Source organism: Sphingobacterium sp. ML3W, from assembly GCF_029542085.1.
Classification (GTDB): Bacteria; Bacteroidota; Bacteroidia; order Sphingobacteriales; family Sphingobacteriaceae; genus Sphingobacterium.
Genome location: NZ_CP107036.1, coordinates 186,613 through 199,760, shown reverse-complemented (window position 1 = coordinate 199,760; position 13,148 = coordinate 186,613). Strand labels below are relative to the sequence as shown.

General features: G+C 38.0%; 11 protein-coding genes and 4 tRNA genes. 6 read left to right on the top strand and 9 right to left on the bottom strand.

The window, feature by feature from the left end; genetic code table 11:
* Positions 1 to 2 precede the first annotated feature (2 nt).
* Entirely contained in the window at positions 3 to 452 is a 450-nt protein-coding gene (locus OGI71_RS00885) for an SRPBCC domain-containing protein (RefSeq protein ID WP_282253432.1), read from the top strand.
* Between the two features lie 88 nt (positions 453 to 540).
* On the opposite strand, the gene OGI71_RS00880 is transcribed toward OGI71_RS00885, so the two are convergent.
* The 4 genes from OGI71_RS00880 to OGI71_RS00865 all read right to left on the bottom strand — a co-directional run bounded on the left by OGI71_RS00880 (position 541) and on the right by OGI71_RS00865 (position 5,316).
* Positions 541 to 624 (bottom strand) — tRNA-Leu (locus OGI71_RS00880).
* Between the two features lie 74 nt (positions 625 to 698).
* The gene (locus OGI71_RS00875; protein WP_223582223.1) at positions 699 to 1,577 is read right to left on the bottom strand and encodes an exopolyphosphatase; all 879 of its coding nucleotides are present in this window, start codon (positions 1,575 to 1,577) and stop codon (positions 699 to 701) included.
* Between the two features lie 541 nt (positions 1,578 to 2,118).
* Complete coding sequence (locus tag OGI71_RS00870) at positions 2,119 to 2,664, bottom strand: hypothetical protein (protein WP_282253431.1); 546 nt, start codon at positions 2,662 to 2,664, stop codon at positions 2,119 to 2,121.
* Positions 2,665 to 2,739: 75 nt separating this feature from the next.
* Positions 2,740 to 5,316: a phosphoenolpyruvate carboxylase gene (locus OGI71_RS00865; RefSeq protein ID WP_120260600.1), complete on the bottom strand. Its 2,577-nt coding sequence runs from the start codon at positions 5,314 to 5,316 to the stop codon at positions 2,740 to 2,742.
* A gap of 259 nt (positions 5,317 to 5,575) precedes the next feature.
* Between OGI71_RS00865 and OGI71_RS00860 the strand changes: the two genes are divergently transcribed.
* Together OGI71_RS00860 and OGI71_RS00855 are read left to right on the top strand one after the other, a co-directional pair.
* Complete coding sequence (locus OGI71_RS00860; RefSeq protein ID WP_282253430.1) at positions 5,576 to 7,768, top strand: FUSC family membrane protein; 2,193 nt, start codon at positions 5,576 to 5,578, stop codon at positions 7,766 to 7,768.
* Between the two features lie 31 nt (positions 7,769 to 7,799).
* The gene (locus OGI71_RS00855; protein ID WP_282253429.1) at positions 7,800 to 8,786 is read left to right on the top strand and encodes a YpdA family putative bacillithiol disulfide reductase; all 987 of its coding nucleotides are present in this window, start codon (positions 7,800 to 7,802) and stop codon (positions 8,784 to 8,786) included.
* On the opposite strand, the gene OGI71_RS00850 is transcribed toward OGI71_RS00855, so the two are convergent.
* Positions 8,783 to 9,397 carry a TetR/AcrR family transcriptional regulator gene (locus tag OGI71_RS00850; RefSeq protein ID WP_223582212.1) on the bottom strand — a complete coding sequence of 205 codons (615 nt, stop codon included), beginning with the start codon at positions 9,395 to 9,397 and terminating at the stop codon, positions 8,783 to 8,785. The genes OGI71_RS00855 and OGI71_RS00850 overlap by 4 nt on opposite strands.
* A gap of 104 nt (positions 9,398 to 9,501) precedes the next feature.
* On the opposite strand from OGI71_RS00850, the gene murB reads away from it, so the two are divergent.
* The 3 genes from murB (at position 9,502) to OGI71_RS00835 (ending at position 11,566) form a co-directional block, all read left to right on the top strand.
* A complete protein-coding gene (gene murB / locus OGI71_RS00845) occupies positions 9,502 to 10,518 on the top strand; it encodes a UDP-N-acetylmuramate dehydrogenase (RefSeq protein ID WP_282253428.1) in 1,017 nt (338 codons plus the stop codon).
* Positions 10,519 to 10,778: 260 nt separating this feature from the next.
* The gene (locus OGI71_RS00840) at positions 10,779 to 11,288 is read left to right on the top strand and encodes a sigma-70 family RNA polymerase sigma factor (RefSeq protein WP_282253427.1); all 510 of its coding nucleotides are present in this window, start codon (positions 10,779 to 10,781) and stop codon (positions 11,286 to 11,288) included.
* Positions 11,289 to 11,320: 32 nt separating this feature from the next.
* Entirely contained in the window at positions 11,321 to 11,566 is a 246-nt protein-coding gene (locus OGI71_RS00835; RefSeq protein WP_282256116.1) for a cytochrome b5 domain-containing protein, read from the top strand.
* A gap of 7 nt (positions 11,567 to 11,573) precedes the next feature.
* Here OGI71_RS00835 and OGI71_RS00830 read toward each other — a convergent pair whose 3' ends face one another.
* The 4 genes from OGI71_RS00830 to OGI71_RS00815 all read right to left on the bottom strand — a co-directional run bounded on the left by OGI71_RS00830 (position 11,574) and on the right by OGI71_RS00815 (position 12,912).
* Positions 11,574 to 12,488, bottom strand: coding sequence for a PfkB family carbohydrate kinase (locus tag OGI71_RS00830; protein ID WP_282253426.1), 915 nt, complete (start codon positions 12,486 to 12,488; stop codon positions 11,574 to 11,576).
* Between the two features lie 57 nt (positions 12,489 to 12,545).
* Positions 12,546 to 12,619, bottom strand: a tRNA-Asn gene (locus OGI71_RS00825).
* Positions 12,620 to 12,713: 94 nt separating this feature from the next.
* Positions 12,714 to 12,787: transfer RNA gene (locus OGI71_RS00820), tRNA-Asn, on the bottom strand.
* 51 nt (positions 12,788 to 12,838) lie between these two features.
* Positions 12,839 to 12,912: transfer RNA gene (locus OGI71_RS00815), tRNA-Asn, on the bottom strand.
* Positions 12,913 to 13,148 lie beyond the last annotated feature (236 nt).

Here is a 13,148-nt window from a genome sequence, read left to right as displayed (position 1 = left end):
ACATGAAAAAAATGAATTATCAGATCACGATCGACTCCCCTGTCGATCATGTATTTAAGACAATGCTTGATAAAGAAACGTATAAAAAGTGGACAGCTGCCTTTAACCCAACTTCTGACTTTGAAGGTAGCTGGGAAAAGGGTGCCAAGATTTATTTTACCGGTATTAATAAGGATGGTGAAAAAGAAGGTATGGTGGCAGAGATAGCCGAAAATATTCCAAATAAATACATATCCATCCGCCATTACGGTATATTAGACAAAGGCAAAGAGATTACCGAAGGACCGGCTGTCGAAGACTGGGCCGGCTCATTGGAGAATTATACTTTTACAGATCTTGATGGTAAAACATTATTAAAAGTTGATGTGGACACCAATGAAGAGTATATTGAATATTTTGACGAATCGTGGCCAAAAGCTTTACAAATTCTCAAAGAAATCAGTGAAGAATAAGATTTTAAAGAGTTTATTTATTCACAAACAAAGAGCATATAGCCAAAAAAAGCCAAATCTTAAAATTAAGATTTGGCTTTTTTTAAAGTGCCCAGGAGCAGATTCGAACTGCCACGCCCATACGAGCGCCACCCCCTCAAGATGGTGCGTCTACCAATTTCGCCACCTGGGCTCATATTCGCCTTTGGTATCACAAAAATAAAGATTTTTCCTTCTTTTGCAAGTCGAAAAATGCTTTTTAATGCTTTATTTCACTAAATTCCTATTGATCAAGGTTCTAATTACACCATCGACCAATCCTACACGGGGAACAATGATTTGTTTTAGACGACCGTACTTCATAATCGTCAGAAAAATCTCACTTGCAGGGATAATTACATCCGCCCTATCTTCATTGAGACCCAGTAAAATAATACGTTCCTTTAAAGAGAAAGACGATAAATGTTCATACACCGCTTTCAATTTTGCGTAAGACAATGGCTTATCCAGTTTCTCATTGGACAAGCGGGCCAATTTATTAATGTTACCACCAGTTCCTATCCCAATGACCTGTTTATACATATGTGTGTTGCTTCGGACCCATTCTTTGAGCTCATCCCAAGTCTCTGCTTTGTCCTGATTATCCAAAATACGTATCGTGCCCAAGTTAAAGGATCTCGAATTCACCAGAATACCATTCGCAAATAAAGACAATTCGGTACTACCACCACCTACGTCGATATAAAGATATACCTTGTCTTTTTCCATCTTATTATCCCAATGACTGTTGTAGATAATTTCAGCTTCCTTTGCCCCTTCTATAATATCGATATTGATCCCGTTTTTCTTAACTTCCGCAACAATATCAGCACCATTTTTTGCATCACGCATCGCAGACGTTGCACAGGCCATATAGTCTTCCACATGATAAACATCCATCAATTCGCGAAATGCCTTCATCGTTTTTATCAAGCTCTCTGCCTTTCTGGGAGAAATTTCCTGTTGAATAAATGCATCGTCGCCCAGGCGTAAAGGAACCCGTAAAAGCGTATTTTTTTTAAAATTGTATTGATCCTTTTGGCCAATGATATCAGCGATCAAAAGACGGACCGCATTGGAGCCTATGTCTATAGCAGCGTATCTCACGTTATATTGTTTCTTATCTATTATTTGATTAAATCATGCTAAAATAATCACAGTTATTAATAACTGTATTATAGTAATGTTAAGTTATTATTAATTTAACAACTCAACAAATTATTTCTCTTTTTGATTCCCTTATTTTTATGGAAAACCGCATCTATTTCGTCACAAAAATAAAACCTATTTTGAATTACAGCATTTAAAATGACGCTCAGAAATACTTTTGAAAATCCCAATATAAAACCAGGCTGTATGGTTTTATCCTCTCCTCAGCTGTCTTATTTACTACTGTTATAGACCATTCAATTATCTATAAAGAATGACAAGGAAACAACAGTATAAATCCTTCATGCTTTCACAGACTCTGATAACTCTGATAGCTATGAAAATAGACTGAAGGTGCTTTCTGGTCTATAAACGGAGCGTGGCGAGCGCATTGATAACTCAAAGAAAGAATACGAATCAATGAAAACAGCCATTTTCAGAAAAAAAAAGGAATATTCAGCTAACCAAATATTCCTTTTCTTCCTATATAAGTTGCTATTTAGTGATGACCGTGGCCTTCCACTTTTCCACCAGCCAATTTATAGATTTCTTCAACTTTTTTCAAAGATTCCTCAGAAACATGAATAACACTATGATTGGTGTTGTGTTCTTCACGGGTCAATCTGCTATTGATCTCACCTTGTTTTTCAAGAACCAATGCTAAAAACGCTTTATCATTGAATGCAGCAGTGCTATCTGATCCGATTGAAGCCGGAGTTTGAAACGCAGGTACACCGCGTTGTGCATCGCCGACATGCAACTCTTTTGCCAAACCATCCAACTCAGGCAATACAGTCGCATAAGCTTCTTTAATTTTAGCCGCCACATTCTTAACTTCTGTTGAAGTTGATTGTTTTGCCGCTACATCAGCAAGGTTTACTAAATAGTTACCTTCCTCGCCAACGAATTTAATCATTGTAAAAGCATCACCATCTGCTAAAGATGCATTGGCATATTGACGCTGTCTATTTGCAGCTGTTTCACCACAAGACGCAAATACAGTACTCGCACAAGCAGCTACAATAAATAACTTATTAATCTTCATATCAATTTTGTTAACTATACAAAAGTAGATAAAATATACTTTCTGCGAAACCTAATCCGCGAAAAGAAACAAAAATTAAGCAACATTCCTTCCTGCATTGATGACACCGAATATTGTCCGTGCAATCAACTTTGAATAATCCTCTCGTTGTGCCTCATCCAATTTATCGGAATTGAGCGCACGAATTGCATAATGTTGGATCACCAACAAAGGCAATACGATGCCTTCTCGCGCCAAAATTGACTCACGGTCTACGGGGTAGTTCTCCATCAATTTAGATGTCCCACTGAGTTTTAACAAATACTCTTTGGTAATCTGGTATTCCGCATGAAGATTTTTCCAGAATTCACCATACACCTTATCGTCCTTCATGTAAGCTGTGATATCAAAATTAGATTTGGTCATAGACATCATACAGTTGTCGATCAAGGTCTGGAAGAATCCCGAAGAAACATACAATTGTTGTACATCTTTCCATAGATTATTCTTCTCGGCCCACTGTAAAGCTGTCCCAACCCCGTAAAACCCAGGGATATTTTGCTTCAATTGACTCCACGAAGTAACGAAACTGATCGCACGTAGATCTTCGAGGCGTAATTCCCGTCCTGAATTCCTTTTTACAGGTCGGCTTGAAATATTGATGGATGAAAGTGCTTTCAACGGAGACATCGTTTCCAGATAAGGCAGGAATAACTTATTGGTACGAAGATCCATAAATTTATGATGGCTCAGTTCGGCCAATTTATCAATAATTTCTTGCTGATGTTTGGTCAGCGTATCACCTACCCGTTGTTTTAAATCAGAGATAATACCCGCATGTAGGAGCTGCTCTATATTAAATCGAGCCGTATCCAAGGAGCCATATTGGCTACTGATCGTCTGCCCCTGTATCGTTAATTGAATATGATCATTGGCAATTTCCTTACCCATGGAAGCATAAAAGCGTTGTGTTTTACCTCCTCCACGTGCCGGAGGTCCGCCACGTCCATCAAAAAAGACAAGATCAACATCGTATTCTCGGGAAATAGCCGTCAACTCTATTTTTGCTCTATAGATTGACCAGTTTGCCATTAGGTAACCTCCATCTTTTGTACTATCCGAATAGCCTAGCATAATGGTCTGCTTGTTTCCTCTGCGTTTCAGATGTGCCTTATATTCTTTGTTGCTATAGAGCGTTTTCATGACATCGGCAGCTCTGGTCAAATCATCCACTGTTTCAAATAGAGGTACGAAATCTATTGTTAATGCATCTTTCTTCCAACCAGACCACAAAAACAACTGACGCAATCCCAAAATATCACTTGCTTGCTGACAATTACTAATAATAAAACGCTGTGCAGCACGCTCAGAACCAGACCGTTGAATTTCCTTAAGCAATTTAATCACACCAGATGTATCTTTTGTCAATGGATCCGCATCATCACCGACACTTAAATCCAGTTCCTTAAACTTCAACGCTTTCTGTTTATCAGCTTCATTCAGTTCCAAGTAATTTAATGGAACACCAGTAGCTTCCTGATTTTGTTGAATCAAATAATCTGTTGCATCACGTAGTATACGGCTATCTTGTCTGATATCTAAAGTCGTGAAAAAACAACCGAATGTCATTACCTTACGAAGCAAATCATCAACAATCTCAACAAAGAGGCCATTGTGATATTCTTCCAATACGTTTTTGATCGCCTTTAAATTCGTAATGATATTGTCGGTTTCATCTTCTGGATGTTCGACAGGGTTAAAGCTATTTTCGTAAAACAGGGTCTGCAAGTTCTCCATGTATTCCTCGACACCTCTGAATGTAATACGACGTCTTACAATACGGAAATCGCGGTAATAACATCTAAACAAAATAGTACGCAATAAAGCGGCGACTTTCTTGGTACTTTCAACACTTACATTCGGATTTCCATCACGGTCTCCTCCTGGCCAAAAGCCCAATTCGATAAGCTGTTTTACCTCTTCAGTATCGACATCCAATTCATCATCAATAAAAGACTGGATCTCCGAGGCTACCTTATAAAATACATTTTCCAAAAACCAAGCTAAACTTGCGGCCTCGTCTACCGGTGTAGGCTTATTTTTATTGATAAATGGTGTTTTACCTAACTGCTGTAACAATAAATGTATACTATGGATATCATTGGTCTTTATTGCATCGATCAGATCATTAATAATCCCCAATACTGGTCCTGGATAAAATTGAGTGGGGTGAGCAGTAAGTACCAGACGAACGGAGAAATCTTTTAATTTGGAAACGATTTTTCGTCGCATATCACCATTCCCCTCAGCATTCTTGATCAATGCCCCCAAGACATTTTCATCATCACCACGGCCGACCATTTGAAATGACGAATCCTCTATCGCATCAAATAATACGACCTGACGTTCTATATATTGGACAAAACGAAAAAGTAAGTCTATGCGTTGTTCTTCCGAAGAAAACTCTTCATGCTGATCAAAAAAACTCTTTATAATCTCATCTGGAGTCAAATGTTGGTCAACACCCTTCTCGCACTGCTTTGCAAAAAATGGCAATAAAGTACCTGTATCTTTAACACGTTGAAATGGTAATGTTAAAAACAAACTTTTGAAAAGTTCAAAGCGTGTCAATACCTCGTCCTGAAAGACGGCCTCATTTTTACTTTGCTTCATATTTAAATCTTTGAAAAATGGTCAAGAGAGTTTAGGTGACTCTTGAGTTTTTGTAATATATCTGAAATTACCCTATGTGCCAAATATAGCAATATTATATTTAAACAAATAAAAAAATATAAATTAATCAAAAAAAACATCAAAATATTATAAAGATATTAATGAAATTTAGTAATTTTTCGTTTTTAGTATATTATTACAGCAAACAGAGAAACCACAGGCTAATATAGCCTTATCTCGTATATTTGTGCTATACATTATGAAACAGACACAAGAAATAAAAAGTTTTTTCTACAGTCAATATTTTGCGGATGGGCTCAGGATCACCATCGGATGCATTGTGCCTGTCCTCATCTTTGCTACCATCGGACAGTTCACCAATGGAACCATTGTGTCTTTGGGGGCTCTTTTAGTTGGACTATCCGACACGCCAGGGGCGCCAAGTCATAGACGCAAAGGTATGATTGCAGGAGCAATACTGACCACTTTGACATTTATCCTCACCAATCTTGTCAATCAAAATGTATATCTCCTCGCTATTTTTATCGGAATAGCCTGTTTTATATTTGCAATGTTTGCAGTATTCAATGGTCGGGCAGCCAATGTAGGCTTGATGTGTATACTGATGATGCTGATCCACGTACAGATACATTACCCTCTTGACCAAGCGATTAACTACCTCGGGTTCTACACACTTGGTGGACTTTGGTATATTGCGATCAGTCTCTCCATCACACAAGCACGTCCCTATCGATTAGCCGAACAGGAACTCGCAGAAACCATTCGTTATGTGGCAGATTATATTCGGCTAAAAGCAAACTTTTATGATGCCAAAATCGACAACGATAAAAATTACCTTAAACTGATTGACAAGCAAGTTGAAGTAAATCAGCATCAGGAAAACGTTAGAGATCTGCTTTTTCAAAGTAAACGATCCATTAAGGATACGACAAAAGTGGGCCGCTACCTTACACTGATCTTTAATGATATTGTTGATCTGTTTGAGCAAAGTATGGCTGCACACTATGATTACAATACAATTAGCGAACGCTTTGGCCCAACAGGCATTCTAGATGATTTCAAGAACGTTATTTTAAAATATACAAACGAGCTCGACAATTTAGCCTACCAGCTCAACACGAATATTCAACCCAAGCCGCTGTATGATTTCGATGCGGACCTCACACGTCTTCATGCTAAAATTGATCAACTCGACAAAGAAAATCAATACAGTACCTTTGCCCTGCGTAAAGTTCTGATCAATTTACGTGACCTGGTCCGCCGTATAAAAAATATCTACGGTTATTCACACCTGCAACCCGACGACATCAAAAGGAAAGAAATTGATGACGCCAAACGTTTTGTCCAAAGCTCAGCCATTGATCTGAAGAAATTTCGTGAAAACCTTACCTTAAAATCGACAATCTTTAGACATGCTTGTCGTATGGCAATCGTTATGTCAGTCACGTATTATGTTTTTGAGACAACCAATATCACCAATAATGTCTATTGGATATTACTGACAATTATGGTTATCCTGAAACCTGGCTTTGGCCTTACAAAAGAGCGAAATATACAACGTCTTATTGGAACCACCATCGGCGGACTAATCGGCGCTGTCATCCTATTGACGATACATGATCCCACGATACTATTCGTGCTGCTGGTCTTTTTCTTCCTGACAGCCTATAGCTTATTTAGAGTCAATTATGTCATCGCTGTTCTATTTATGACACCTTATGTATTGATCATGCTCAGCTTTGTAAGCTCTAATACCTTGGAAGTAACCAAAGAACGCATTTTAGATACATTCATCGGAGGTATGATTGCTTTCCTATCCAGTTATATTATTTTTCCAAATTGGGAGAGTATGCAGGTAAAGGAATCTATGCGAAAGCTTTTGATCGCCAATTACAATTATATCTTCCAGGCATTAAAAGAAATTGCAGGACAGGCCCCATCGATTACTGACTATAAATTAGCAAGAAAAGCCGTTTATGTCGAAACCGCTAATATGGGATCTACCTTTCAACGTATGCTGACTGAACCTAAAAAAAGACAGAAATACAGCAAGGAGGTCAATAAATTTGTCATATTCAATCATATTCTAGCTTCGTTTTCTGTTACACTGATGAATCACTTGGATGAAATGGATAACAATTACCTCAACAAAGACCATGTCAGGACTATAAGAAAAATATTAAACAGCTTGGATCAATCTATTCAATTACTATATTCTCAAGATTCCAGTGCAGTATTTTCACCTATGGAAATAGAGATATCCAATCATCGTTTTGACAACAGCGACATCAATTCTGCAGATGGGAAGCTCCTGGAAGAGCAATTAGAGTTCTTGTATAAAATTGCACAGGACTTAAATAAGATTGTTCAGGATCTCCATGACAAAAGCGCTGCCGAACAAGCAGCAGAATTATCTAAGTTAGCAAGCTAGTTTATTCTAAAAATTAGCGAAATTTACATTTATGAGCGAAAACACAACAGCCCTCTACGACATCATTATCGTTGGAGGAGGACCTATCGGCCTCGCCTGTGCCTTGGAAGCGAAACAGGCTAATCTCAACTACCTCATTTTGGAAAAAGGATGTTTAGTCAATTCGCTCTATAACTATCCCCAAAATATGACTTTTTTTTCTTCTTCTGAGCGGCTTGAAATTGGGGACATCCCTTTTGTGACAACTAATCCAAAGCCCCGAAGAACGGAAGCCTTAGAATATTACAGACGCATTCAACAGAAATTTGAATTGGATACTCACCTGTTTGAAGAAGTACTGGATATCAAGAAAAACGAGACCGAAAACTTTTATGTCACAACAAGCAAACGTAGTTACACAACAAGAAAAGTTATCATTGCTACTGGCTTTTATGACATCCCCATGCTACTCAATATTCCTGGGGAAGAACTGAACAAGGTAAGACACTACTATGATGATCCTCATTATTATAGTGGCCAAAAAGTGATTGTCGTAGGAGCAAGCAATTCATCGATAGATGCTGCTTTGGAAACATTTCGTAAAGGAGCAAAGGTTACCTTAGTGATCCGGAGCAATGAAATCAGCCCAAGGGTCAAGTATTGGGTAAAACCAGACATTGAGAATAGAATTGCCGCCGGGGAAATCGATGTTCTTTACAATAGCCAATTAACGGCTATCTCCGAAACGAGCGTATCAATTCAAACACCAACAGGCATTACAGTTCTCGAAAATGATTTTGTACTCGCCCTGACTGGATACCGTCCGAATTTTGATTTTCTAAGGAAGGTAGGAATTGATATCCCAAAACAGACACCCTGTATCCCTCATCACAACGAACAGACGATGGAAACCAATATTAAAGGCCTATACTTGGCAGGTGTAGTCTGTGGAGGTTTAAATACCCATCTTTGGTTTATTGAAAATTCACGTATCCACGCTAAACAGATCATCGCACATATACAATCAATGTCGATTTAACTACGTTGATAACGCAATCCATTCAAGAAGATTTTCATCATTTTCTTTTGTAAACTGAGAATATGATCAAACTCTTCTTTGGTTGGAAACAGCATATTTTTCATATCTTTCAATATCCCCATACGCATACCAAATAATGAATATAATAAGATACGAGCTGTCTCATTCAGATCATCTACGCTGATCTCCCCCGCATCTATACCAATCTTAAGAATTTTTTCAATGATTTCAACCTCACGTAGATAAGATTCTTTGAATACCTGCTCCAATTCATCCGGAAGCTCTTTGACCATTTTCATGGTATATTCGAATAAATTGTAGTATTGATTGATTGCCTTGACACGCATATCGATAGAGTACATCATGATTTCCTCAAAGTTGCCACCTTTGTCGATGACCTCCTCGATCTCTTCAATCATTTTATCAATAACATACTCGAAAACAGCAGAATACAAACTGTTTTTATCAGGGAAATAATAATAAAGCAGCGCTTTTGAAAAATTAAGATCTTTAGCTATCTCCGACATCGTGGTTTTAGCCATTCCGAAGTGTGCAAAGCGCCTTGTTGCAGCTTCTAGAATTTTGATCCTTTTTACATCTGCATTACCCATTAAACTTACATTTTTTATCGTTAAATAAACGGTTTATACTATCTTTACCGATTATCATGCTAAAGATAGCTGATTTTTTTGAATTTCTGAAAAATAAAGTCAACATGGAATTAAACATTCAATCGAATATATCTTTGAAACCTTTCAATACATTTGGAATAGAGGAAAAGACAAATTTCTTAATCGAAGTGAATGATAATGAAACACTGACTGAAATTTTTAAAAAGGGACTTTTCAAAGAGAACTTTTTTGTTCTTGGCGCCGGCAGCAATGTGTTGTTTACTAAACCCTTTGAGGGATACATTATCCGAATGGCTAGCAAAGGTATACAGTCAAAAATCGAATCGGATCACGTATATGTAACAGCAAAAGCTGGAGAGGTTTGGAATGACTTTGTTTGGTATTGTATCGAACATAATTACGCAGGAATAGAGAATATGGCCCTTATTCCAGGTACCGTCGGCGCATCCCCGGTACAGAATATTGGTGCCTATGGCACTGAATTAATGTATGTTTTTCACGAATGTGAAGCCTTTGACACCACACTGGGTACATTTAAAACCTTCAAAAAGGAAGACTGTAATTTCTCCTATCGAGACAGTATTTTTAAGACAGAACACAAAGGGCGTTTTATTATTACAGAAGTGACCTACAAACTTAGTCTTACCCCCAATATAAATACCAGCTACGGTGCTATCGAAACAGAACTAATTAAAGAAAATATAACCCAGCCCACTATCGCCAATATTGCTACTGTTGTATCAAAAATTAGAGTAGAAAAATTACCGGATCCAAGTACCGTGGGCAACGCGGGAAGCTTTTTTAAAAACCCGGTGATCTCTGCAGACAGCTTTGAAAGGTTGGCTGCTTTGTACCCAACCATCCCACATTATCCAATGCCCGATCACCAGACAAAACTAGCTGCGGGCTGGCTAATAGAACAGTGCGGTTGGAAAGGAAAAGATTATGGTCAAGCCGGTGTCTGGAAAAATCAAGCGCTTGTACTAATAAATAGACAAAATGCTAGCGGTCAGGAAATCTATGACCTTTCTGTCCAGATTATCAAAGATGTACAGGACAAATTTGGAATTATACTTGAACGCGAAGTTAATTTATTGTAAAGATTCAAAAAAAAACATTTGCGCATATTTGAAACTCAAAACAAAATAATATAGCCCCACTTCGCTTCAACATCATTTAAAACTAACCCTATTTACTCAGGGTTAAAATACGCACACGATTGCACTTCTTAAAATAATCTTAAAATTACATTAAGAAATTCCTTCCTTTCGATTTTGGCTCATTATTTGCCTCATACTTAATGAACCGCATTTTATAAACTTACTGTTTCTTAAAAAGAACAGTTATAATTCATTAAGCTATGACAAAGAATGAATTTGACACCATGGTTATTGAGCAATCGGACTCACTAAAACTCTACGCCAGAAACTTTACCAGCGACTATGAGGATGCTAACGACCTCGTACAGGATACTATCCTTAAAGCTGTAACCTACTTCAAAAATTTCAAAGAAGGGACTAACCTAAAAGGATGGCTTTATACCATCATGAAAAATACGTTTATAAACAACTATAGACGGATCGTAAAAACCAATTCCTTCATAACAAAAGATGAAGACATCTCCAATTCTAATCTCCTAATATCTGCCTCAAGTAACCACGGAGAAAGTAAGTTCGTAATGGAGGATATTCACGAAGCGCTATCCAATCTTTCAGAAGAATACTACATCCCCTTTTCGCTCTATTTCGAAGGATTTAAATACCATGAGATATCAGAGCATTTAAACATCCCTATTGGAACTGTAAAGACGAGGATACATGTTGCCCGGAAATTAATGAAACGATCACTATCTGCTTATAAAGTAGCCTAGTTTTTTCTATCTTCGCCTTCTGATAGATCGTGATGACAAAAGAAGGATTACCCGAATATAGCAAGAGTCAGCTCGCATTGCGAAATGGTCAGGATAAGCCCCAGATCTGGGTTGCTTACAAAGGTTATATTTATGATGTGAGTGACAGTAGACTTTGGAAAAATGGCATGCACTATGAGCATTGGGCGGGCCAAGATCTAACTGAGGAGCTTAAAGACGCTCCTCATTCAGACAGTGTATTTTCAAAATTTCAGGTTGTCGGAATCCTGAAGAGTTAATAAAAATCTATAGATTAAATTGAGACAGTGCTACAAAAGCATTAAGACGCTTCTGTATATCTTCCTCGGTAAGATCCACGAGACGGTCTGTACCAAACTTTTCAACGCAAAAAGAAGCCAGTGCGGATCCAAAAATCAGCGCATTCTTCATATTGGTAAAATTTATGCTTTTTACTTTGGCTAAATAACCAATAAATCCACCGGCAAATGAATCTCCTGCTCCTGTCGGATCAAATACATCGGCTAAAGGCAAAGCCGGAGCAGAAAAAATCTGATTCTCGCCAAAAAGCAATGCACCATGCTCACCTTTTTTTATAATCAAATATTTTGGTCCCATAGCCAAAATAACTTTTGCCGCTTTAACCAATGAATATTCACCGGATAGCTGCCTAGCCTCAGCATCATTGATCGTCAAGACATCTACCTTTTGGAGAACTTTCTTTAAATCATCCAAAGCAACATTCATCCAATAGTTCATCGTGTCCAGCACAACGAGTTTTGGTTTCCTTTTCAGGCGGGCCAAGGTTGTTAACTGCACTTGTGGAGTTAGATTGCCTAACAAAAGATATTCGCAATCTTGATAGCTATCAGGAATAATTGGGTCGAAATCCGCCAATACATTTAAGTCCGTTGCTAGCGTATCCCGACTATTCATGTCATTGTGATATCTTCCAGACCACGAAAACGTTTGTCCTCCCTGAACAATCTGAACACCCGATACATCGATGCCACGATCCTTTATAACAGCAAGATTACGGCTTCCAAAATCTTCTCCAATAACACTGACCAATTTGATTTGATCACATAAATAGGACGCCGCTAAACTCGCAAAAGTACCGGCGCCACCTAGAATTTTGTCAGTTTTACCGAACGGTGTTTCAATTGTATCAAAAGCCACCGTACCAATAATTACTAAACTCATAGTTTTTTAATAAGCATGGTAAACAAAAAAACCGGCATAAAGCCGGTTTCAATATTGCTCCTGAAGCTGGGCTCGAACCAGCGACCCTCTGATTAACAGTCAGATGCTCTAACCTGCTGAGCTATTCAGGAATGTTTAATCTTCCGAGAAACTCCTTTCTCATTGAATGCACAAAAATAGTACATTTTTATATTATTCGCAAATAATTTTATCATTTGCTTATTGCTCCTGAAGCTGGGCTCGAACCAGCGACCCTCTGATTAACAGTCAGATGCTCTAACCGGCTGAGCTATTCAGGAATGAAAAATTGAATACTTTTAAAAACTCCGGTTATGTAAGTTATTAAATTGCTCCTGAAGCTGGGCTCGAACCAGCGACCCTCTGATTAACAGTCAGATGCTCTAACCTGCTGAGCTATTCAGGAATGTTTTCTTCAATTTTTCCGGAGACCCTATCGCGTTTCCGTGATGCAAGTATCGGAAGATTATTAGAATACTACAAATTTTTTGAACACATTTTTTACAACTTCCTAAAATCCAACTAGAATAATTTATTTTTTCTTTTCTCCTGTCCTCGCTAAAAACCTTCTTTAAGCAACGCTAACAGCATAATTCTTCTTTTACTTAAATGCTAGCAAGCGTTATTCGTCGATTCCCTCAA